The organism is Salmonella sp. 741265055_HSA (genome assembly GCF_046569525.1).
GTDB lineage: Bacteria > Pseudomonadota > Gammaproteobacteria > Enterobacterales > Enterobacteriaceae > Salmonella > Salmonella enterica.
Map to the genome: position 1 here is coordinate 1 of NZ_JBKFSQ010000023.1, position 23,419 is coordinate 23,419.

Consider the following 23,419-nt stretch of genomic DNA (forward strand, 5'->3'; position numbering starts at 1 on the left):
TTATAGGGAGTTATTTCTGCCTGACAAGAGGAAATTTAAAATAATTTTCTGAGTGTCTCTTTTTTCATCAATGGCGGGATTAACGTGCCATAAAATAAGCAAATTGCCGTTATTGCAACTGCAATCACACTTCCAGGTGGCATACTAATAACCAAACGAAAGAGAAAGGAAGAACATTCATGCCTTTAAGCGCACAACAATTAGCCGCACAGAAAAATCTATCCTATGTTCTGGCTGAAAAGCTGGCGCAGCGGATATTAAAGGGTGACTACGCCCCTGGTACGATTCTTCCCGGCGAAATAGAACTGGGCGAGCAGTACGGCGTAAGTCGAACGGCAGTTCGCGAAGCGGTGAAAACGTTGACGGCTAAAGGTATGGTGCTACCCCGTCCGCGCATTGGTACGCGGGTGATGCCGCAGGGAAACTGGAACTTTCTGGATCAAGAGCTGCTGACCTGGTGGATGACTGAAGAAAATTTTCATCAGGTGGTGGATCATTTTCTGGTGATGCGTATTAGCCTGGAGCCGCAAGCCTGCCTGCTGGCGGCGACTCTTGGCACACCGGAGCAGAAAGCGCGGCTTAATGCCTTAATGGAAGAGATGGTCGCGCTGAAAAAGCATTTTAAGCGTGAACGCTGGATTGAAGTGGATATGGCGTGGCACGAGCATATCTACGAAATGAGCGCCAATCCCTTTCTAATCTCTTTTGCTACGCTATTTCATTCGGTTTATCACACTTACTTTACCTCAATCACCTATAACGAGGTGGTAAAGCTGGATTTGCACCAGGCCATTGTTGATGCCATCGCTGATGGCGACGGCGAACGCGCTTTCCAGGCCTGCCAGGCGTTGTTAATAGCGCCCAATGAGAGACCAGATAATTAACAGGATATTGAATGACCAGCAAAAAAGCGCGCAGTATGGCTGGCCTGCCGTGGATCGCGGCGATGGCCTTCTTTATGCAGGCGCTAGACGCCACCATTTTGAATACCGCTTTACCGGCTATTGCGCATAGTCTTAACCGTTCCCCACTCGCCATGCAGTCCGCTATTATCAGTTATACCCTGACAGTAGCTATGTTAATTCCGGTAAGCGGCTGGCTGGCTGACCGCTTCGGTACGCGTCGCGTCTTTATGGTTGCCGTAAGTCTGTTTACGTTAGGCTCGCTGGCCTGCGCGCTCTCCAGTTCACTATCTGAATTGGTTATTTTTCGCGTCGTACAAGGCGTCGGCGGAGCGATGATGATGCCAGTGGCGCGGCTGGCGTTATTGCGAGCCTATCCGCGTAGTGAGCTGCTGCCCGTTCTTAACTTTGTCACTATGCCGGGGCTGGTAGGTCCGATTCTGGGGCCGGTATTAGGCGGCGTACTGGTGACCTGGGCAAGCTGGCACTGGATCTTCCTGATTAATATTCCCATTGGTGTTGCAGGCATTCTGTATGCCCGCAAATATATGCCCAACTTCACCACGCCGCGTCGCAAGTTTGACATGACCGGCTTCTTTCTTTTTGGGTTAAGTCTGGTTTTATTTTCCAGCGGAATGGAACTGTTTGGCGAAAAGATTGTGGCGACATGGATCGCATCCGCCATTATTTTTTGCAGTATCGTTCTACTATTGGCCTATATCCGCCACGCCCGCCGTCATCCGACACCGTTAATATCACTATCGCTGTTTAAGACACGCACATTTTCCGTCGGTATTGCCGGCAACCTCGCCACGCGTCTGGGGACTGGCTGCGTACCTTTTTTGATGCCGTTAATGCTACAGGTTGGTTTTGGCTACCCGGCTCTGATCGCTGGCTGCATGATGGCACCGACGGCTTTGGGTTCTATTATCGCGAAATCGACCGTAACGCAGGTTTTGCGACGTTTGGGATACCGGAAGACTCTGGTCGGCATTACGGTATTTATCGGTCTGATGATTGCCCAGTTTTCGTTTCAATCTCCCGCCATGCCGATCTGGATGCTCGTGCTGCCGCTATTCATTCTTGGAATGGCGATGTCCACTCAATTTACGGCAATGAATACGATTACTCTTGCGGATCTGACGGACGATAACGCCAGCAGCGGCAACAGCGTTCTGGCAGTTACGCAGCAATTGTCTATCAGTTTAGGCGTGGCGATCAGCGCGGCGGTGTTACGTATTTATGAAGGTTTTGCGGGCACCAGTACCGTAGAACAGTTCCACTATACCTTTATCACGATGGGGGCGATCACTATCGTGTCCGCGCTGATGTTTATGCTGCTAAGAGCCAAAGATGGCAACAATCTGATTAAAGAACGGCATAAATCTAAACCGACCCACGCACCGTCAAAACCGGAGTAAGCTGAAGTCGCTGTTGTTGCAAGGCGGGCTGCGCCATCCGATGAATCAACACATCAATAGCCAGCTCGCCCAATTCATCTTTCGGCTGATGGATAGTCGTCAGCGGCGGCGTCATATAGCGCGCCAGCTCAATATCATCATAGCCAATGACTGCCATATCCTGCGGAATACGAAGCCCCGCCTGATATAGCGCCTGATAGGCGCCGACAGCCATCGCATCGTTTCCGGTAAAAACCGCTTGCGGTCGCTGTTGATGGGCGAGTAACGCCTGCATGGCGTCAAAGCCGCCGCCAAATTCAAAATCGCCGGTGATCTCATAGCCTTGCGGAATAGCCAGCCCTGCGCGTTTCATCGCCGCCCGATACCCTTCCAGCCGCAAACGCGCTGGCGTTTTGTCCAGCGGGCCGGTAATACAGGCTATTCGGGTAAATCCTTTATCGATAAGGTGTTGGGTCGCAAGATCGCCGCCTAACAACGAATTATCCTGAATGAGATCGCTATCGCCCTCACCATCAAACGGCGACCAGTCCATCATGACGGTAGGAATAGACGGATAACGCTCCATGATTTCACGAGAAGGCTGATGCGTTTCGGTACACAGCAGCAGTAAACCGTCTACCCGTTTTTGCATCAGCGTCTCCAGGTTACGGTTCATCCGTTGCTCGTCGCCTTCGGTATTGCACAGCACCAGACTATAACCGCGCTCAAAACAGCTTCGCTCAACGCCGCGCACCAGTTCGGAATAAAAAGGGTTGGTACTGGCGGTAATTAGCATACCAATCGTGCGGGTCTGGTTTAACTTGAGGCTTCGCGCCAGCGCGGAAGGCGCATAGTTAAGTGATTTAATCGCCGCTTCAACTTTTTCGGTTATCGTCTCACTCACAAAGCGATCTTTGTTAATAACGTGAGAGACCGTCGATGTAGAGACTCCCGCCAGGCGGGCAACATCTTTCATAGTAGCCAAGCGTTACCCCTGCTGATGTAAAAACGCTTCTATCTCTTCGCGCCACGGAACGGACGGTTGCGCGCCTTTACGCGTTACGGCAATCGCGGCGGCGGCATGGGCAAAGCGAATCGCTTCCGGCAACGGCGTCTCCTCCAGTATCGCGGTGATAAAGGCGCCGTTAAACGTGTCTCCGGCGGCAATGGTATCGACAGCCTCAACGCTAAACCCAGGAACGCGGCGGCCCTCGCCGTCTACGCTGGCCCAGACGCCACGGCTTCCTAAGGTAATTAATACGGTTCGAATGCCTTTATCATGCAAAACCTGCGCAGCTTTCGCGGCATCGTCGTCATTTTCCACACGCACGCCCGTCAGCTTTTCAGCTTCCGTTTCATTTGGCGTGATGATGTCCACCAGCGCCAGCAGCTCATCCGGTAGCTCACGGGCAGGCGCCGGGTTCAGCGCAACAGTAGTATGATGTTGATGGGCGATTTTCGCCGCCGCCAGTACGCTTTCCAGCGGCGATTCCAGCTGCATCAGTAACGCATCCGCCTGCGCGATACGTTCACGTTGCGCATCAACCAACGCCGGCGATAACGCGGCATTCGCTCCGGCATGAATACCGATGACGTTCTCGCCTTCGCCATTAACGAAAATCAGCGCCACCCCGGTAGACTCGCCTTTAATGACGCTAACTGGCGCGATATCAATACGATCGCTGACTAATTGTTTACGAATACTGTCGCCAATATCGTCATCGCCCGTGCAGGCGATAAACGCAATATTTGCCCCGCTACGTCCCGCAGCAACCGCCTGATTCGCGCCTTTCCCGCCAAACGCGACCTGATAATGGCTACCGGTTACCGTTTCACCCGGGGTAGGGAAGGACTCAAGATTAAGGATATGATCGGCATTAATGCTGCCAAGGACGATGAGATTACCTGCGGTTTTCATATTCGGGGTTCCACGTCAAAGTGCGCCACCGGTTAGGGTGGCGCGTGCCCTGCTTTTCTTTTTTTACGTTCACCTCAGCGGAGGCTCGCGTATTTCTGTCGCCATCAGGCCATAGTTGACCCGTGTCGTTTATTACTGCTTGATGACCAGTTTCAGGTCAACCGGATATTTGGCCTGAACTTTTTCGCCTTTCAGCACCTTATCCGCCACTTCAACGCCTTTGGCGCCGATTTGATCCGGTAACTGAGCGATAGTCGCTGCCAGTTTGCCATCTTTTACGGCCTTTTCGCCATCCGGCGTACCGTCAAATCCAACCACCATCACATCTGCTTTACCGGCAGTTTGCAGCGCGCGCAGTGCGCCCAGCGCCATTTCATCGTTCTGGGCGAAGACAGCCTGAACATCCGGATGCGCGGTCAGCAGGTTCTGCATGACGTTCAGACCCTTAGTACGGTCGAAATCGGCAGGCTGGCTGGCCAGGACATTAAATTTGTGGGCGGCTACCGCCTGCTGGAAACCTTCGCCACGCTCACGCGCCGCAGATGTTCCGGCAATGCCTTGCAACTCAATCACTTTGGCGCCTTCGCCAGCTTTTTTCGCGATATAGTCGCCAGCGATCTTACCGCCCAGCACGTTATCAGACGCGATATGGCTGACGACATCGCCTTTGGTTGCCTGGCGGTCAAGCGTGATAACCGGAATCTTCGCCTGGTTCGCCATCTTCACCGCGTTACCCACCGCATCGGAATCAGTCGGGTTGATCAGCAGAATTTTGGTCCCGCGAACGGTTAAATCCTGCACGTTCGCCAGCTCTTTGGCAGGGTTGTTCTGGGAGTCCAGCACCACCAGGTTATAACCCAGTTTATCCGCCTCTTTTTGCGCCCCGTCTTTTAACGACACGAAGAAGGGATTATTGAGGGTAGAGATCACCAGCGCAATGGTGTCTTTCGCCATTGCATTCGCGCTCACGGTGGCGCTCAGCGCAACAGCAGATACCAGGGTAGCCAGTTTTTTCATGTTCATATTTCAGATGTCCTGTAGTCGTTGTTACTGCTTTTTGTTGTCTACCAGTACCGCCAGCAAAATCACCACCGCTTTGACGATCATCTGGTAATAGGAGGAAACACCTAACAAATTCAAACCATTATTAAGGAAGCCGAGAATCAATGCGCCGATCAATGTCCCAACAATGCGCCCTTTACCGCCTGCAAGGCTGGTGCCGCCCAGCACCACGGCGGCAATAGCATCCAGCTCATAGCCGGTACCCGCCGTCGGCTGCGCGGAAGAGAGGCGCGCCACTTCAATGATGCCCGCCAGCGACGCTGTCAGGCCGCAAAGTGAATAGACGATAATTTTCACTTTGCTCACGCTAATGCCAGACAGGCGCGTCGCCGCTTCGTTACCGCCCAGCGCGTAGATATAGCGTCCCAGACGGGTGTGATGCAGCATATACCAGGCGGCGATAAAGACGATGGCCATGATCCAGACCGGCGTAGGAACGCCCAGCGGACGGCCGATACCGAACCAGCCAAACAGATCGGCGTTATCGGTAAAGCCGGTGTTGACCGGGCTACCGTCGGTGTAAACCATCGTCACGCCGCGCAGTAGCAGCATCATCACCAGCGTAGCGATAAACGCCTGTACGCGGCCTTTCGCGACGATAACGCCAGTAACGGCGCCAATCGCAGCGCCCAGCGCCAGCGCGGCGGCAACCGCGACCAGCGCATTCACTTCAACGCCGACGATTGAAGCGGCAACCGCGCCGGTGAGCGCCAGCAGGGAACCGACGGACAGATCGATCCCCGATGTCAGAATCACCAACGTCATCCCTACCGCCATAATGGCGTTGACGGAGGTCTGTTGAAGAATATTGAACAGATTATTAACGGTAAAAAAGTTGGGGCTCAACGTCGAAACAATCGCGATCAACACCAGCAGGGCAATGAGCGACTTCTGCTCAAGAAGCCACGCTTTAGTGAAATAACGGCGACCAGAAACAGCCTGGGTTGTCATCTTTTTTACTCCTGATTCACGCGATTAAGCTTGCCCACTGCGGCAGCCATTAACACTTCCTGGGTGGCCTGCTCGCGAGTAAATTCACCGCTGAGATGCCCTTCATGCATGACGATGATGCGATCGCTCATGCCTAATACTTCTGGCATCTCAGATGAGACCAGAATGATGCTCAGGCCGTCGGCCTTAAACTGGTTGATAAGCTGGTAAATCTCTTTCTTGGCGCCGACGTCCACGCCGCGGGTCGGCTCGTCGAGAATGAGCACTTTCGGGCGCGTCATCAACCCGCGGGCAATCGCCACTTTTTGCTGATTACCGCCAGAAAGCAGGCCTATCGCCTGTTCCATTGACGGTGTCTTGACGTTGAACAGACGGATAAAATCCCCCACCGCCTGCTGCTCATCTTTGTGTTTCAGGCTTCCGCCAGCGCGGCTGAAATAGTCCAGCGCCGTCAGCGACATATTCTCTTTAACTGACATGCCGAGCACCAGTCCATCGCGCTTACGGTCTTCAGAGATATAAACGATGCCATTGGCCAACCCGTCCTGCGGAGAACGCGTCACCACTTCGTGTCCATCAAGCGTCACGTAACCGCTGGTTCGCGGCATCGCGCCGTACAATACTTTCATCAACTCGGTGCGACCGGCGCCCATCAGGCCGGAGATGCCAAGAATCTCGCCTTTTCGCAGCACAAAAGAGACATCATTCACGCCCGGTCCGCACAGATTATCGACCTTCAGGCGAATCTCACCCGGCGCGTTATCCAGATGCGGGTACTGATCTTCCAGCTTACGTCCCACCATCATTTCGATAAGAGAATCTTCGGTCAACGTGGCCACTTCACGCTCGGCGATAAATTGCCCATCGCGGAAGACCGTCACGTCATCGCAAATTTCGAAAATCTCTTTCATACGGTGAGAGATATAGACAATGCCGCGCCCCTGCGATTTTAATTCGCGGATAACGCGGAACAGAGAGTCGGTTTCAGTGTCGGTCAGCGCATCGGTCGGTTCATCCATAATGATGACTTTGGATTCGAAGCTCAGCACTTTGGCGATTTCCACCATTTGCTGATCGCCGATAGAGAGTTCGCCCACCAGCTTATCGCTCTTAAAGCGCAGATTGAGTTTGGCTAAGAGGTGGTCGGCTTCGGCATACATCTTTTTCCAGTCGATTTTGCCAAAGCGATTCACAAACTCACGGCCCAGGAAGATGTTTTCCGCAATGGTCAACTGCGGGATCAGGTTCAGTTCCTGATGAATAATGCCGATCCCGGCTTCCTGAGACGATTTAGGCCCATTAAAGGTGGTCTCTTTACCCAGCCATAACAACGATCCCGCATCTCGCGTATAGATGCCGGTTAATACTTTCATCATGGTGGATTTTCCGGCGCCGTTTTCCCCCACCAGCGCCATAACGCGGCCAGGATAAACGTTTAACGCGGCGCCGGAGAGAGCCTTCACGCCGGGGAACGCTTTATCGATCCCTTTGAGTTGCAGTAATGCGTCCATAGCGGCCTCAGAAAGTGACGCCAGCGCAAAGAATGACGTTCGCATACGGGGAACACTCCCCGCTGCGAATCACTGCCTGACTGTCTGCAGTCAATTTTTTGAATTGTTCGTGTGTCGTATAACTAATTTTTATGGTGTTTCCCTGGTGTTGCTGCAGTTGCTCAAGGTGAGTGAGCAACGTTTCGTGGAGCTGCGGATTCTGTTGTTTGATTTCCGTTGCAAGAATCGCCGCCTCAACCTGCATTTCCCGGGTCACGACATCCACCACCTGCATAAAAGAAGGTACGCCCTGGGTTAGTGCCATATCGATACGCGCAGTGCTATTCGGGATGGGTAAACCCGCATCACAGACCACCAGAGTATCAGTATGCCCCAGACGGGAAATGACCGACGAGATTTCAGAGTTGAGTACGGTGCCTTTCTTCATTTTTCTGCTCCACTAGCGAAACGTTTCGCTGGCCGCAGTGTAACCCTGGATGTGTTCATAAAACCATCATAACGTAACAGAATTGTGATCGCCGTCGAAACGTTTCGCTAGCGGAAATCAGGTGAAGATAATCACCCGATGGCGATTATCGTGTGGGAATCTACGGATTGGCCAGGCCGGGCAAGCCAACGCGGCCCCCGGCATGGTGATGGGAGGTTAAATCTCGACCTGCGTACCTAACTCAATCACACGGTTAGGCGGGATCTCGAACTGATCCGGCGCGCGCAGGGCGTTGCGTTGCAACAACAAATACAGCTTGCCGCGCAGACGCAAATACCACGGGCGTTTGCCGACAATCAACGACTCGTGCGACATAAAGAACGACGTTTCCATCATCCGACAGCTAAGCCCTTCCAGACCGCAGCGGTGGAACACCTCTTCAACGTTTGGCGTTTCGCGCCAGCCGTAGCTGGCCACCACGCGCCAGAATGTCGGAGACAACTGCTCAATCTGCACCCGGCGAACGTTATGCACATAAGGCGCATCTTCCGTACGCAACGTCAGTAAGATTACGCGCTCATGCAACACTTTGTTGTGCTTCAGGTTATGCAATAAAGCAAAAGGGATCACACTGAGCGCGCGCGACATGTATACGGCAGTACCCGGTACCCGAACCGGCGGTGACTTCTCCAGTGAAGCAATCATCGCTTCCAACGAATTACCGTGTTCATGCATACGACGCAACAGACGGAAACGCTCGCTCTTCCAGGTGGTCATGATCGTGAACATGATCAGGCCCAGGCTCAGCGGCAGCCAACCACCGGACAACAATTTGTCGAGGTTGGCCGAGAACAGCGGGATATCCACGCACAGGAATGCGATGAGGATCAGCGCGACAAAATATTTGTTCCAGTGCCAGTTCTTACGCGCCACGGTCGTAGAAAGAATAGACGTCAGCACCATCGTGCCGGTCACGGCGATACCATAGGCCGCCGCCAGGTTGCTGGAGTGCTCAAAGCTAACAATAACAACCACGACCGCGAAATAAAGCAGCCAGTTAACGAAAGGGATATAGATCTGACCGGACTCCATCTCGGAGGTATGGATAATGCGCATTGGCGACAAATAGCCAAGACGCACAGCCTGACGCGTCAGCGAAAAGACGCCGGAAATTACCGCCTGGGAGGCGATCACCGTCGCCAGCGCGGCCAGAATAAGCAGCGGAATTAACGCCCAGTCCGGCGCCAACAGGAAGAAGGGGTTTTTAATCGCTTCCGGATGCTTTAGTAGCAATGCGCCCTGACCAAAGTAGTTCAGTACTAACGACGGCAATACCACGGTAAACCACGCCAGGCGAATCGGGAACTTACCGAAGTGTCCCATATCGGCGTACAACGCCTCTACGCCGGTAATCGACAGCACCACCGCGCCCAACGCAATAAATGATACGGTTTTATATTCAAGGAAAAAACGTACCGCCCAGACAGGATTCAGCGCATGTAACACTTCGGGATTGGCGATAATACTGCGCAGGCCAAGTACCGCCAGGATTAAAAACCAGGTCAGCATGATCGGCGCAAAGAGTTTCCCTACCATTCCCGTACCGTGCTTCTGAATCATAAACAACAGAGTCAGCACAATAATGGAGAGCGGGACAATCCAGGTATCCAGCTGCGGCGCGACAATCTCCAGGCCTTCAATCGCCGACATCACCGAAATCGCCGGCGTAATCACCACTTCGCCATAGAAAAAGCTGCCGCCTATCAGTCCCATGATAACTAACATGGATGTGGTGCGCGCCGAGGTATTACGCCCGGCAAGCGACATCAGCGTCAAAATTCCACCTTCACCCGCGTTATCGGCGCGCATCACGAAGGTGAGATATTTGATGGAAACCACAAAGATGAGTAGCCAGAAGATCAGCGACAGAAAACCAAACACGGCATCTCGTTCAACGCCAAAACCAAACTGACCGGACAAACATTCACGAAGCGTATAAAGCGGGCTGGTACCAATATCACCGTAGACAACCCCAATAGCTGCGAGGGTTATCGCAGGCAACGATTGCTTATTATCAGTGCTCATAGACTCATCTTTCGTTTATACACGTCACCCTTCACGCTACCTCCTTGTCGGCTGCATTCGCTTACCCCAGTCACACGTTTAAGTCAGTGCCAGGGGATTCACTCCTTTGCCGCCTTGATGTAGTTTGAATGAATGAGTGTATAGATATGAAATGTGTGCTTAGTCCCTTGGCCCACAAAAAAGCGCACAGTATGCACGATTAATCATAAAATCGTACCCCTAAATGAAGCCAGATTAACCTGGCTCAAAGAAAAATAAACAGCGCGTCAGACGATTACAGCCCCGGTGGTGAAACGTCTATACTCGCAATTAGCACGATCCATTTGTCGAAAGGACGCCTCTTTATTATGGCTCACCCACATTTATTAGCGGAAAGAATTTCCCGTCTGAGCAGCGCCCTTGAGAAGGGGCTGTATGAACGTAGTCACGCCATACGCCTTTGCCTACTGGCGGCGTTAAGCGGTGAGAGCGTCTTTTTGTTGGGCCCGCCCGGTATCGCCAAGAGTCTGATTGCCCGCCGCCTGAAGTTTGCTTTCCAGCGCGCCCGCGCGTTTGAATATCTGATGACACGCTTTTCCACGCCGGAAGAGGTTTTTGGCCCGCTCTCTATTCAGGCGCTGAAAGATGAAGGACGTTACGAGCGTTTGACCGCCGGTTATCTTCCGGAGGCCGAAATTGTTTTTCTGGATGAAATCTGGAAAGCCGGGCCCGCTATCCTGAACACATTGCTGACCGCCATTAACGAACGCCATTTCCGCAACGGCGCGTTTGAGGAAAAAATTCCGATGCGGCTGCTGGTGGCGGCCTCTAACGAACTGCCCGAAGCGGACAGCAGCCTGGAAGCCTTGTACGACCGAATGTTGATTCGCCTGTGGCTGGATAAAGTTCAGGATAAAGCCAATTTCCGCTCCATGCTGGTTAGTCAGCAGGATGAGAGCGATAACCCGGTCCCCGCCTCGTTACAGGTTAGCGACGAAGAATATCAACAGTGGCAAAAAGATATCGGCGCGATTTCACTCCCTGATCCGGTCTTTGAGCTGGTATTTACTCTGCGCCAACAGCTGGATAATTTGCCGAATGCGCCTTATGTCTCCGACCGTCGCTGGAAGAAAGCCATCCGCCTGTTACAGGCCAGCGCCTTCTTTAGCGGACGCGACGCGGTTGCGCCGATTGACCTTATCCTGCTAAAAGATTGCTTGTGGTATGACGCGCAGAGTCTGAATCTCATGCAACAGCAACTGGAAATATTGATGACCGGACACGCCTGGCAGCAGCAGGCCATGCTGACTCGCCTCGGCGGTATCGTCCAGCGCCGCCTCCAGTTGCAGCAACAGCAAAGCGATAAAACCGCCTTCACCGTCATTAAAGAAGGCGGTATGTTCAGCCGTCGCCCGCATTACACTTTACCGCCGGAAGCCAGTGCGTCAACGTTGACGTTATTGCTACAAAAACCGCTAAAACTGCATGATATGGAAGTAATCCATATTACCTTTGACCGCAGCGCGCTGGAACTTTGGCTGACCAAAGGCGGCGAGATCCGCGGCAAACTGAACGGGATCGGCTTTGCCCAAACGTTGAATATGGAAGTCGATAACACTCAACATCTGGTGGTGCGCGACATCAGTCTACAAGGTACCCGTCTGGCGTTACCGGGAGCGGCTGAAGACAGTATGCCTGCGGAGATCAAACAGCAGTTGGAAACGTTAGAAAACGACTGGCGCCAGCAGCATACCCGCTTCAGTGAGCAGCAACATTGCCTGTTTATTCACAGCGACTGGTTAGGGCGCATTGAGGCCAGCCTGCAGGATGTAGGAGAACAGATCCGCCAGGCGCAACAATGCTGACGCTGGATACGCTAAATGCCATGCTGGCCGTCAGCGAAGAGGGAATGGTCGAAGAGATGATCCTTGCGCTACTGGCTTCCCCACAGCTGGTCATTTTCTTTGAAAAGTTTCCGCGTTTAAAAAACGCCGTGACCGCCGATCTCCCGCGCTGGCGGGAAGCGCTACGCAGCCGTCTTAAAGACGCACGCGTTCCGCCGGAACTCACGGAAGAGGTCATGTGTTATCAACAAAGCCAACTTCTCTCTACATCACAGTTCATCGTGCAACTGCCGCAAATACTGGCGTTGCTTCACCGCCTGAATTCACCGTATGCCGCGCAGGCGAAGCAGTTGACGGAGAGCAACAGTACCTTTACCCCTGCGCTACACACGCTTTTTTTGCAACGCTGGCGGTTAAGTCTGGTCGTGCAGGCCACCACGTTAAACCAGCAACTACTGGAAGAAGAGCGCGAGCAGTTGCTGAGTGACGTTCAGGAACGGATGACGCTGAGCGGGCAACTGGAACCGACGCTGGCGGAAAATGATAATGCCGCAGGCCGCCTGTGGGATATGAGCGCGGGCCAGCTTAAACGTGGTGATTATCAACTGATCGTAAAATACGGCGAATTTCTCGCCGCCCAGCCGGAGCTAATGCAACTGGCGGAACAACTGGGACGTTCGCGGGAAGCCAAATCGGTACCGAAAAAAGACGCGCCGATGGAAACCTTTCGTACACTGGTACGCGAACCCGCTACGGTGCCGGAGCAGGTTGACGGTATTCAGCAAGGCGATGATATTCTGCGCCTGTTGCCGCCAGAGCTGGCGACGCTCGGCATCACCGAGCTGGAATATGAATTCTACCGCCGGTTAGTGGAAAAACAGCTCCTCACCTATCGCCTGTATGGCGAAGCGTGGCGTGAGAAAGTGACCGAACGGCCGGTAGTACACCAGGATGTCGACGAGCAGCCGCGCGGACCGTTTATTGTCTGCGTCGATACTTCAGGCTCGATGGGAGGATTTAACGAGCAGTGCGCAAAAGCGTTCTGCCTGGCGTTGATGCGCGTTGCGCTGGCGGATAACCGCCGCTGCTTTATTATGCTGTTTTCCACTGACGTTGTGCGTTATGAACTCTCCGGCCCGGAAGGTATCGAGCAGGCCATCCGCTTTTTAAGTCAGCGTTTTCGCGGCGGCACAGATATCGCCAGCTGTTTTCGCGCCATTATTGAAAGAATGCAGGGACGGGAATGGTTTGATGCCGATGCGGTGGTCATTTCGGATTTTATCGCCCAGCGCTTGCCGGATGACGTGGTGAGCAAAGTGGAAGAGTTGCAGCGTCTTCACCAGCATCGATTCCATGCGGTGGCGATGTCGGCGCACGGCAAACCCGGCATCATGCGCATTTTCGATCATATCTGGCGCTTTGACACCGGGATGCGAAGCCGCCTGCTGAGACGCTGGCGGCGCTAACGGCTTATAAAATAGCAGGAATGCTTTCGCGAACCTGCGCGGGCCATACGCCGCACTGTACCTGACCAATATGCGGCAATTGCAGCAGCAACATCGTCAGACGCGACTGCCCAATCCCGCCGCCGATGGTCTGCGGCATTTCGCCGCGCAGCAGCGCCTGATGCCACTCCAGTTGCAGGCGATCTTCATCACCGGTCAACGCCAGCTGGCGCATCAGCGTATCGGCATCTACGCGGATACCCATAGAGGAAAGCTCAAACGCATCTTCCAGCACCGGGTTCCACACCAGGATATCGCCGTTCAGACCGGCGTAGCCCAGCTCAGATGCGGAGCTCCAGTCATCATAATCCGGCGCGCGTACATCATGGCGGTGGCCATCGCTCAGTTTACCGCCGATCCCCACCAGGAAAACGGCGCCAAGTTCTTTGGCGATCGCGCGTTCGCGCCCTTTCGCATCCAGATCCGGATAGCGAGACAACAGCTCCTGGCTGTGAACAAACTGAATTTGCTCTGGCAGGAACGGCGCCAGACCAAACTGTTTATGCACTTCCGCTTCCGTCGCCTTAATTCCTGCCCATATAGCCTCTACTGTGCTTTTCAGGGTGGAAAATTGGCGCTCGCCATCGCCCATGACACGCTCCCAGTCCCACTGATCCACATAGACCGAGTGGAGCGGAGAGAGTCGGTCTTCATCGGGGCGAAGGGCTTTCATGTGCGTGTACAGCCCTTCGCCCGCGCTGAAGTCATGTTGCCCCAGGGTTTGACGTTTCCACTTCGCCAGTGAATGCACCACTTCGAACTGGGCGTCAGGCAACGCTTTCACTTTTACCTGCACCGCTTTTTCACAGCCGGACAAATTATCCTGCGTACCATCCCCTACGCGACTCAGAATCGGCGCCTGGACCTCAATCAGACCCAGACGCTCCTCCAGCTGGCGAGAGAAATGTGATTTCACGAAGCTAATTTGACGTTGTTTGGCAATGTAAGCGGTTTTCATTTTTTTACTCCTGCGTCCTGTTGCCTATGATTAAGCAACAAAACGAGAGTACTATTCAATAATCTACAGATAAAAAGCTAACTTCGATTTTGATTCGTTAAAAATAATGGCTAAAATAGAAATAATCATTAATCTGCATAAGAAAAAGCGATGGAAAATTATCAGATCGACAATCTGGACCGCGGCATACTTGACGCCTTAATGGGAAATGCCCGCACCGCCTACGCCGAACTGGCCAAACAATTTGGCGTTAGCCCTGGAACCATTCACGTTCGCGTCGAGAAAATGAAGCAGGCCGGGATCATTACGGGCGCACGGATTGACGTCAGCCCTAAACAACTGGGCTACGATGTGGGCTGCTTTATTGGCATCATCCTCAAAAGCGCCAAAGACTATCCCTCCGCACTGGCCCGGCTGGAAAGCCTGGATGAGGTGACGGAAGCGTATTACACCACCGGTCACTACAGCATCTTTATAAAAGTGATGTGCAAATCAATCGACGCGCTTCAGCACGTACTTATCAACAAGATCCAAACAATTGATGAAATTCAGTCCACTGAGACACTGATCGTCTTGCAGAACCCGATCATGCGCACCATCAAGCCATGATCGGCTTTTTTAATCCCACATTTTTCCACAGGTAGATCCCAGCTCGTTCACAGAGTACAATGCAGCCTCTTTACCTGAGCGAGCGATCAATGGCAGACATTACTCTTATCAGCGGCAGCACCCTGGGCGGCGCCGAATACGTCGCGGAACATCTGGCGGAAAAGCTGGAAGCTGCCGGTTTTTCAACCGAAACGGTGCACGGTCCGCTATTAGAGGATCTGTCAACTTCCGGGATCTGGCTGATAATCAGCTCAACGCACGGCGCCGGAGACATTCCGGACAACCTGACCCCTTTCTATGAAGACCTTCAGACGCAGAAACCCGATCTTTCCGCGGTACGTTTCGGCGCAATTGGCATTGGCAGTCGAGAATACGACACGTTTTGCGGCGCGATTGAGAAAATAGAAGCGGAACTGAAAGGCGCTGGCGCAAAACAGGTTGGGGAAACACTGAAGATCAACATTCTTGAACATGAGATTCCGGAAGATCCAGCGGAGATTTGGCTCGGATCCTGGATTAATTTACTCAAATAAGTGTAAAGATCGTGCGATCCATTGTGGATAAATCTGGTGGAAAGCTTGGATCAACCGGTAGTTATCCAAAGAATAACCGTTGTTCACTTTTTGAGTTGTGTATAAGTACCCGTTTTGATCCCAGCTTATACGGGCCACGATCACCGATCATTCACAGCTAGTGATCCTTTCCAACGCATTGATCTTTATTACAGGATCCGGGTTATCCACAGTCTGGTGCGATCCTAATAAGAGATCACAATAGTACAGATCTCTAAATAAAAAGATCTTCTTTTTAATAGCCCGGATCCCGGGGCTTTCTCCATCGGCTAAAGTTGAGTAGAATCCACCGCCTGGGCTTCAATCCATTTTCACACCGCGTTATGCGAGGCAATTACCATGTTTTATCAGGATCCTTTTGACGTCATTATTATTGGCGGGGGTCATGCAGGCACTGAGGCCGCGATGGCCGCAGCGCGTATGGGTCAACAGACTCTGCTTTTGACACACAATATTGACACGTTGGGACAGATGAGCTGCAACCCGGCGATCGGCGGTATTGGAAAGGGACATCTGGTAAAAGAGGTGGATGCGCTCGGCGGTCTGATGGCGAAAGCGATCGATCAGGCAGGTATTCAGTTTAGGATACTAAACGCCAGCAAAGGTCCGGCTGTTCGCGCTACCCGGGCTCAGGCGGATCGAGTGCTTTATCGCCAGGCGGTTCGTACCGCGCTGGAGAATCAGCCGAATCTGATGATCTTCCAGCAGGCGGTTGAAGATCTGATTGTCGAGAACGATCGCGTTGTTGGCGCCGTCACCCAGATGGGACTCAAATTCCGCGCCAAAGCGGTGGTACTGACCGTCGGGACCTTCCTCGACGGCAAAATTCATATTGGTCTGGATAACTACAGCGGTGGCCGCGCTGGCGATCCGCCGTCCATCCCGCTGTCACGCCGTCTGCGTGAACTCCCGCTTCGCGTCAGCCGCCTGAAAACCGGCACACCGCCGCGTATTGATGCGCGCACGATTGATTTCAGCGTGCTCGGCCAGCAAAACAGCGATAACCCGATGCCGGTCTTCTCATTCCTGGGTGATGCTTCTCAGCATCCGCGCCAGATGCCGTGTTACATCACGCATACCAATGAGAAAACCCATGACGTGATCCGCAATAACCTCGATCGTAGCCCAATGTACGCTGGCGTGATCGAAGGGATCGGCCCACGCTACTGTCCGTCGATCGAAGACAAGGTGATGCGCTTTGCCGATCGTAACCAGCACCAGATCTTCCTGGAGCCGGAAGGACTGACCTCTAACGAAATTTACCCTAACGGTATCTCCACCAGCCTGCCGTTTGACGTGCAGATGCAGATTGTCCGTTCCATGCAGGGTATGGAGAACGCGAAGATCGTTCGCCCTGGTTACGCGATTGAGTATGATTTCTTCGACCCGCGCGATCTGAAACCGACTCTGGAAAGTAAATTTATTCACGGCCTGTTCTTTGCTGGTCAAATCAACGGTACTACCGGCTATGAAGAGGCTGCGGCGCAGGGCTTGCTCGCTGGTCTGAATGCCGCGCGTCTTTCCGCCGACAAAGAGGGCTGGGCGCCTGCGCGTTCTCAGGCTTATCTCGGCGTGCTGGTGGACGATCTCTGTACGCTGGGCACCAAAGAGCCGTATCGCATGTTTACCTCCCGCGCCGAATATCGCCTGATGCTGCGTGAGGACAACGCCGATCTGCGTCTGACCGAAATGGGCCGCGAGCTGGGTCTGGTGGATGATGAACGCTGGGCGCGATTCAACGAGAAGCTGGAAAATATCGAACGCGAACGTCAGCGGCTGAAATCGACATGGGTAACGCCGTCTGCGGAATCCGCCGATGAAGTGAATGCGCATTTGACCACGCCTCTCTCCCGTGAGGCCAGCGGCGAAGATTTGTTGCGTCGTCCGGAAATGACCTACGCGCAGCTCACTTCACTTGCCGTATTCGCGCCTGCGCTTGAAGATGAGCAAGCCGCTGAGCAGGTGGAAATCCAGGTCAAATACGAAGGTTATATCGCTCGCCAGCAGGATGAGATTGAAAAACAACTACGTAACGAGAATACGTTGCTGCCTGCCACGCTGGATTATCGTCAGGTTTCCGGTCTGTCGAACGAAGTTATCGCCAAGCTGAACGATCATAAACCGGCGTCTATCGGCCAGGCATCGCGTATCTCCGGCGTTACGCCAGCGGCAATCTCCATTCTGCTGGTATGGCTGAAAAAACAAGGTATGCTGCGTCGTAGCGCTTGATAACACTAATTTGGCGGGGGCGTTTCGCTTGCCCGCCCTACAAATTTGTAGGCCCGATAAGCGAAAGCGCATCGGGCATTTGATTATTAACAGGTAATGACCGTGCTCAACAAACTCTCTCGTCTGCTGGCTGATGCCGGTATTTCTCTTACCGATCACCAGAAAACGCTGCTGGTCGCCTACGTTGATATGCTGCACAAATGGAACAAAGCATACAACCTGACGTCAGTGCGGGATCCCAACGAAATGTTGGTACGCCATATTCTCGACAGCATAGTCGTTGCGCCGTATCTTCAGGGACAGCGTTTTATCGACGTAGGAACAGGACCGGGACTGCCGGGCATCCCGCTGGCTATTGTTCTCCCTGACGCGCATTTCACCTTACTCGACAGCCTGGGCAAGCGGGTACGTTTTCTGCGTCAGGTCCAGCACGAACTGAAACTGGAAAACATCACGCCGGTTCAAAGCCGCGTTGAAGCCTATCCCTCCGAACCGCCGTTTGATGGCGTTATCAGCCGCGCTTTCGCATCGTTGAATGATATGGTGAGCTGGTGTCACCATCTGCCGGGAGAGAAAGGGCGTTTTTATGCCTTAAAAGGGCAATTGCCAGGGGATGAAATTGCCTCACTACCTGACAATTTTAGCGTCGAATCTGTTGAAAAATTACGCGTTCCGCAACTGGAAGGCGAGCGGCATCTGGTGATTATTAAGTCAAACAAAGTTTAATTTTTATCAAAAAAAATAGAAAAAAAACGACGCGGCTTGTGTTAAAAATCGACAGGTATAACGCATTTCAGCGTTGTTACATTTAACTCTGGATTTACGGTTTCGTTTCAACATGACAACGTCGCTTCTTTTGTTAAAACAGAGAGTAATCAACTTTGTAAATATCAGTCTGCTAAAAATCGAATCGAAAAATCACTTTTGCTTGTTAAATTTTTATTATAAATGTCAATGGGGCGTTTTTAAGGTGTAAGCTGGTATTTTTAAAACAGTACCTGGTTTTACGCTTAAATATCAAAAAGATGAAAAGGCATGAATTGACACGTAAATGAATTGCGTAAGCATGAATATGTTTAATGTGTGATCTGGTGCACGCTTTATCGCCAGTGTTTTCGCGCTATTTGCAGTTTTGTACGATCGTTCACACTTTGGCTAAAAGTTAAAAATGCGGGCCAGAGAAAAATATTTAAACATTTATTCACCTTTTGGCTACTTATTGTTTGAAATCACGGGGGCGCACCGTATAATTTGACCGCTTTTTGATGCTTGACTCTAAGTCTTAAAGAACGTTTTATACGACACGCGGCATACCTCGAAGTGAGCAGGAGTAAAAACGTGATGTCTGTGTCGCTCGTGAGTCGAAACGTTGCTCGTAAGCTTCTGTTCATTCAGTTTCTGGCGGTAATAGCAAGTGGATTGCTGTTTTGCCTCAAAGACCCCTTCTGGGGCATCTCCGCAGTATGTGGGGGATTGGCAGTGGCACTGCCTAATATGTTGTTTATGATATTTGCCTGGCGTCACCAGGCGCATACACCTGCTAAGGGCCGCGTGTCCTGGACTTTCGCCTTCGGTGAAGCCTTCAAGGTGTTAGCGATGCTGGTTTTACTGGTGGTGGCGTTGGCGGTTTTAAAGGCGGTTTTTTTGCCGCTGATCGTTACGTGGGTTTTGGTGCTGGTGGTTCAGATACTGGCGCCGGCTGTAATTAACAACAAAGGGTAAAAGGCATCATGGCTTCAGAAAATATGACGCCGCAGGAATACATAGGACACCATCTGAATAACCTTCAGCTGGACCTGCGTACTTTCTCGCTGGTAGATCCGCAGAACCCCCCAGCCACCTTCTGGACGCTCAATATTGACTCCATGTTCTTCTCGGTGGTGCTGGGTCTGTTGTTTCTGGTGATGTTCCGTAGCGTTGCTAAAAAAGCGACCAGCGGCGTGCCAGGCAAGTTTCAGACCGCGATTGAGCTGATAGTCGGCTTTGTGCATGGCAGCGTCAAAGACATGTACCATGGCAAAAGCAAGCTGATTGCGCCGCTGGCCCTGACGATTTTCGTCTGGGTATTCCTTATGAACCTGATGGACTTACTGCCTATCGACCTGCTGCCGTATATCGCTGAGCATTGGCTGGGTCTGCCGGCAACGCGCGTGGTGCCGTCTGCTGACGTCAACATCACCCTGTCGATGGCGCTGGGCGTATTCATCCTTATTCTGTTCTACAGCATCAAAATGAAAGGCATCGGCGGCTTCGCAAAAGAGTTGACGCTGCAGCCGTTCAATCACTGGGCGTTCATTCCTGTCAACTTAATCCTTGAAGGGGTAAGCCTGCTGTCCAAACCGGTATCTCTGGGTCTGCGACTGTTCGGCAACATGTATGCCGGTGAGCTGATTTTCATTCTGATTGCTGGTCTGTTGCCGTGGTGGTCACAGTGGATTCTGAATGTGCCGTGGGCCATTTTCCACATCCTGATTATTACGCTACAAGCCTTCATCTTCATGGTTCTGACGATTGTCTATCTGTCGATGGCGTCCGAAGAGCATTAATTTACCAACACTACTACGTTTTAACTGAAACAAACTGGAGACTGTCATGGAAAACCTGAATATGGATCTGCTGTACATGGCTGCCGCTGTGATGATGGGTCTGGCGGCAATCGGTGCTGCGATCGGTATCGGCATCCTCGGGGGTAAATTCCTGGAAGGCGCGGCGCGTCAACCTGATCTGATTCCTCTGCTGCGTACTCAGTTCTTTATCGTTATGGGTCTGGTGGATGCTATCCCGATGATCGCTGTAGGTCTGGGTCTGTACGTGATGTTCGCTGTCGCGTAGTAAGCGTTGCTTGAATTAAGAGCAATATCAGAAGGTTAACTAGATAGAGGCATTGTGCTGTGAATCTTAACGCAACAATCCTCGGCCAGGCCATCGCGTTTATTATCTTTGTCTGGTTTTGCATGAAGTTCGTATGGCCGCCGTTAATGGCAGCCATCGAGAAACGTCAGAAAGAAATTGCTGACGGTCTCGCTTCTGCTGAACGAGCACATAAGGATCTTGACCTTGCAAAGGCCAGCGCGACCGACCAGCTGAAAAAAGCGAAAGCGGAAGCTCAGGTAATCATCGAGCAGGCAAACAAACGCCGCGCTCAGATCCTGGACGAAGCCAAAACTGAAGCAGAGCAGGAACGTACTAAAATCGTGGCGCAGGCGCAGGCGGAAATTGACGCCGAGCGTAAACGTGCCCGTGAAGAGCTGCGTAAGCAAGTTGCTATCCTGGCTGTTGCTGGTGCCGAGAAGATCATCGAACGTTCCGTGGATGAAGCTGCTAACAGCGACATCGTGGATAAACTTGTCGCTGAACTGTAAGGAGGGAGGGGCTGATGTCTGAATTTGTTACGGTAGCTCGCCCCTACGCCAAAGCAGCTTTTGACTTTGCCGTTGAACACCAAAGTGTAGAGCGCTGGCAGGATATGCTGGCGTTTGCCGCCGAGGTAACCAAGAACGAACAAATGGCAGAGCTTCTCTCTGGCGCACTGGCGCCGGAAACGCTCGCTGAGTCGTTTATCGCAGTCTGCGGTGAGCAGTTAGACGAAAACGGTCAGAACCTGATTCGGGTGATGGCTGAAAATAATCGTCTGAATGCGCTCCCGGATGTTCTGGAGCAGTTTATTCATCTGCGTGCCGCCAGTGAAGCTACCTCCGAGGTAGAAATTACGTCGGCAACCGCATTGAGTGAAGAGCAGCTTTCGAAAATCAGCGCCGCGATGGAAAAACGTCTGTCACGCAAAGTGAAGCTGAATTGCAAAATCGATAAGTCTGTAATGGCAGGCGTTATCATCCGGGCGGGTGATATGGTCATTGATGGCAGCGTACGCGGCCGTCTTGAGCGCCTTGCAGACGTCTTGCAGTCTTAAGGGGACTGGAGCATGCAACTGAATTCCACCGAAATCAGCGAACTGATCAAGCAGCGCATTGCTCAGTTCAATGTGGTGAGCGAAGCTCACAACGAAGGTACTATTGTTTCTGTCAGTGACGGTGTTATCCGCATTCACGGCCTGGCCGATTGTATGCAGGGTGAAATGATCTCCCTGCCGGGTAACCGTTACGCTATCGCATTGAACCTGGAGCGCGACTCCGTGGGTGCGGTAGTCATGGGTCCATACGCTGACCTTGCCGAAGGCATGAAGGTTAAATGTACGGGTCGTATCCTGGAAGTTCCGGTTGGCCGCGGCCTGCTGGGACGTGTGGTAAACACCCTGGGTGCGCCAATCGACGGTAAAGGTCCGGTTGATAATGACGGCTTCTCTGCCGTTGAAGCGATTGCGCCGGGCGTTATCGATCGTCAGTCTGTCGATCAGCCGGTGCAGACCGGTTATAAATCCGTTGACGCCATGATCCCAATCGGTCGTGGTCAGCGTGAACTGATCATCGGTGACCGTCAGACCGGTAAAACCGCACTGGCTATCGATGCCATCATCAACCAGCGCGATTCCGGTATCAAATGTATCTATGTCGCTATCGGCCAGAAAGCGTCCACCATCTCTAACGTGGTGCGTAAACTGGAAGAACACGGCGCGCTGGCTAACACCATTGTAGTGGTGGCAACCGCGTCCGAATCCGCTGCGCTGCAATATCTGGCGCCGTATGCCGGTTGCGCAATGGGCGAATACTTCCGCGACCGCGGCGAAGATGCACTGATCATTTACGATGACCTGTCTAAACAGGCTGTTGCTTACCGTCAGATCTCCCTGCTGCTGCGTCGTCCACCAGGACGTGAAGCATTCCCGGGCGACGTATTCTACCTCCACTCTCGTCTGCTGGAGCGTGCTGCGCGTGTTAACGCCGACTACGTCGAAGCCTTCACCAAAGGTGAAGTGAAAGGGAAAACCGGCTCTCTGACCGCGCTGCCGATTATTGAAACGCAGGCAGGTGACGTTTCCGCGTTCGTTCCGACCAACGTAATTTCGATTACCGATGGTCAGATCTTCCTGGAATCTAACCTGTTTAACGCCGGTATTCGTCCTGCGGTTAACCCGGGTATCTCGGTATCCCGTGTAGGTGGCGCAGCCCAGACCAAGATCATGAAAAAACTGTCCGGTGGTATTCGTACCGCGCTGGCGCAGTATCGTGAACTGGCGGCGTTCTCTCAGTTTGCATCCGACCTTGACGATGCCACCCGTAAACAGCTTGACCACGGTCAGAAAGTGACCGAACTGCTGAAACAGAAACAGTATGCGCCGATGTCCGTCGCGCAGCAGTCTCTGGTTCTGTTCGCAGCAGAACGTGGTTATCTGGCGGATGTCGAACTGGCGAAAATCGGTAGCTTCGAAGCCGCACTGCTGGCTTACGTCGACCGTGATCACGCTCCGCTGATGCAAGAGATCAACCAGTCCGGTGGCTATAACGACGAAATCGAAGGCAAGCTGAAAGGCATCCTCGATTCCTTCAAAGCAACCCAGTCCTGGTAACGT

General features: G+C 52.7%; 22 protein-coding genes. 14 read left to right on the top strand and 8 right to left on the bottom strand.

From position 1 onward, the window contains the following. The first annotated feature begins 179 nt into the window (after positions 1–179). Both ACLD4K_RS13760 and mdtD read left to right on the top strand, forming a co-directional pair. Positions 180–884, top strand: a complete 705-nt coding sequence (locus tag ACLD4K_RS13760) for a FadR/GntR family transcriptional regulator (protein WP_001131144.1) — start codon at positions 180–182, stop codon at positions 882–884. Between the two features lie 11 nt (positions 885–895). Beyond that, entirely contained in the window at positions 896–2,323 is a 1,428-nt protein-coding gene (mdtD, locus tag ACLD4K_RS13765; protein ID WP_000202071.1) for a multidrug transporter subunit MdtD, read from the top strand. Here mdtD and rbsR read toward each other — a convergent pair. The 7 genes from rbsR to kup form a co-directional block, all read right to left on the bottom strand. Next, on the bottom strand, positions 2,289–3,287 hold the full coding sequence (gene rbsR, locus ACLD4K_RS13770; RefSeq protein ID WP_000224487.1) for a ribose operon transcriptional repressor RbsR: 999 nt from the start codon (positions 3,285–3,287) through the stop codon (positions 2,289–2,291). The genes mdtD and rbsR overlap by 35 nt on opposite strands. Before the next feature lie 3 nt (positions 3,288–3,290). Next, positions 3,291–4,220: a ribokinase gene (gene rbsK, locus ACLD4K_RS13775; RefSeq protein ID WP_000844728.1), complete on the bottom strand. Its 930-nt coding sequence runs from the start codon at positions 4,218–4,220 to the stop codon at positions 3,291–3,293. A gap of 132 nt (positions 4,221–4,352) precedes the next feature. After that, positions 4,353–5,243 carry a ribose ABC transporter substrate-binding protein RbsB gene (gene rbsB / locus ACLD4K_RS13780; protein WP_001056260.1) on the bottom strand — a complete coding sequence of 297 codons (891 nt, stop codon included), beginning with the start codon at positions 5,241–5,243 and terminating at the stop codon, positions 4,353–4,355. Positions 5,244–5,267: 24 nt separating this feature from the next. After that, on the bottom strand, positions 5,268–6,233 hold the full coding sequence (gene rbsC / locus ACLD4K_RS13785; RefSeq protein ID WP_000211345.1) for a ribose ABC transporter permease: 966 nt from the start codon (positions 6,231–6,233) through the stop codon (positions 5,268–5,270). Positions 6,234–6,238: 5 nt separating this feature from the next. After that, the gene (rbsA, locus tag ACLD4K_RS13790; RefSeq protein WP_000339359.1) at positions 6,239–7,744 is read right to left on the bottom strand and encodes a ribose ABC transporter ATP-binding protein RbsA; all 1,506 of its coding nucleotides are present in this window, start codon (positions 7,742–7,744) and stop codon (positions 6,239–6,241) included. Between the two features lie 7 nt (positions 7,745–7,751). After that, on the bottom strand, positions 7,752–8,171 hold the full coding sequence (rbsD, locus tag ACLD4K_RS13795; protein ID WP_000715944.1) for a D-ribose pyranase: 420 nt from the start codon (positions 8,169–8,171) through the stop codon (positions 7,752–7,754). 216 nt (positions 8,172–8,387) lie between these two features. Further along, on the bottom strand, positions 8,388–10,256 hold the full coding sequence (gene kup, locus ACLD4K_RS13800; protein WP_000102338.1) for a low affinity potassium transporter Kup: 1,869 nt from the start codon (positions 10,254–10,256) through the stop codon (positions 8,388–8,390). A gap of 347 nt (positions 10,257–10,603) precedes the next feature. Between kup and ravA the strand changes: the two genes are divergently transcribed. Beyond that, positions 10,604–12,100, top strand: a complete 1,497-nt coding sequence (gene ravA / locus ACLD4K_RS13805) for an ATPase RavA (protein WP_411012022.1) — start codon at positions 10,604–10,606, stop codon at positions 12,098–12,100. Beyond that, a complete protein-coding gene (gene viaA / locus ACLD4K_RS13810) occupies positions 12,094–13,545 on the top strand; it encodes an ATPase RavA stimulator ViaA (protein ID WP_411012023.1) in 1,452 nt (483 codons plus the stop codon). The genes ravA and viaA overlap by 7 nt, the downstream gene beginning before the upstream one ends. A gap of 4 nt (positions 13,546–13,549) precedes the next feature. Here viaA and asnA read toward each other — a convergent pair whose 3' ends face one another. Continuing rightward, positions 13,550–14,542, bottom strand: a complete 993-nt coding sequence (gene asnA / locus ACLD4K_RS13815) for an aspartate--ammonia ligase (RefSeq protein WP_000845123.1) — start codon at positions 14,540–14,542, stop codon at positions 13,550–13,552. A gap of 150 nt (positions 14,543–14,692) precedes the next feature. Here asnA and asnC point away from each other — a divergent pair, with 150 nt between their 5' ends. The 10 genes from asnC (at position 14,693) to atpA (ending at position 23,416) form a co-directional block, all read left to right on the top strand. After that, positions 14,693–15,151 (top strand): transcriptional regulator AsnC, encoded by a 459-nt coding sequence (gene asnC / locus ACLD4K_RS13820; protein WP_000433018.1) that lies wholly within the window; start codon positions 14,693–14,695, stop codon positions 15,149–15,151. Positions 15,152–15,240: 89 nt separating this feature from the next. Then, complete coding sequence (mioC, locus tag ACLD4K_RS13825) at positions 15,241–15,684, top strand: FMN-binding protein MioC (protein WP_000763722.1); 444 nt, start codon at positions 15,241–15,243, stop codon at positions 15,682–15,684. 378 nt (positions 15,685–16,062) lie between these two features. After that, positions 16,063–17,952, top strand: coding sequence for a tRNA uridine-5-carboxymethylaminomethyl(34) synthesis enzyme MnmG (gene mnmG / locus ACLD4K_RS13830; protein ID WP_411012024.1), 1,890 nt, complete (start codon positions 16,063–16,065; stop codon positions 17,950–17,952). 102 nt (positions 17,953–18,054) lie between these two features. Next, complete coding sequence (gene rsmG / locus ACLD4K_RS13835) at positions 18,055–18,678, top strand: 16S rRNA (guanine(527)-N(7))-methyltransferase RsmG (RefSeq protein ID WP_001519938.1); 624 nt, start codon at positions 18,055–18,057, stop codon at positions 18,676–18,678. A gap of 615 nt (positions 18,679–19,293) precedes the next feature. Next, positions 19,294–19,674, top strand: coding sequence for a F0F1 ATP synthase subunit I (gene atpI, locus ACLD4K_RS13840; protein WP_000116685.1), 381 nt, complete (start codon positions 19,294–19,296; stop codon positions 19,672–19,674). A gap of 8 nt (positions 19,675–19,682) precedes the next feature. Further along, positions 19,683–20,498, top strand: coding sequence for a F0F1 ATP synthase subunit A (gene atpB, locus ACLD4K_RS13845; protein ID WP_000135632.1), 816 nt, complete (start codon positions 19,683–19,685; stop codon positions 20,496–20,498). A gap of 46 nt (positions 20,499–20,544) precedes the next feature. Continuing rightward, positions 20,545–20,784 (top strand): F0F1 ATP synthase subunit C, encoded by a 240-nt coding sequence (atpE, locus tag ACLD4K_RS13850; protein WP_000429386.1) that lies wholly within the window; start codon positions 20,545–20,547, stop codon positions 20,782–20,784. A gap of 59 nt (positions 20,785–20,843) precedes the next feature. Continuing rightward, positions 20,844–21,314 carry a F0F1 ATP synthase subunit B gene (gene atpF, locus ACLD4K_RS13855; RefSeq protein WP_183059031.1) on the top strand — a complete coding sequence of 157 codons (471 nt, stop codon included), beginning with the start codon at positions 20,844–20,846 and terminating at the stop codon, positions 21,312–21,314. A gap of 14 nt (positions 21,315–21,328) precedes the next feature. Beyond that, a complete protein-coding gene (gene atpH / locus ACLD4K_RS13860) occupies positions 21,329–21,862 on the top strand; it encodes a F0F1 ATP synthase subunit delta (RefSeq protein WP_368372130.1) in 534 nt (177 codons plus the stop codon). A gap of 12 nt (positions 21,863–21,874) precedes the next feature. Next, a complete protein-coding gene (gene atpA / locus ACLD4K_RS13865; RefSeq protein ID WP_183059030.1) occupies positions 21,875–23,416 on the top strand; it encodes a F0F1 ATP synthase subunit alpha in 1,542 nt (513 codons plus the stop codon). Positions 23,417–23,419: the final 3 nt, after the last annotated feature.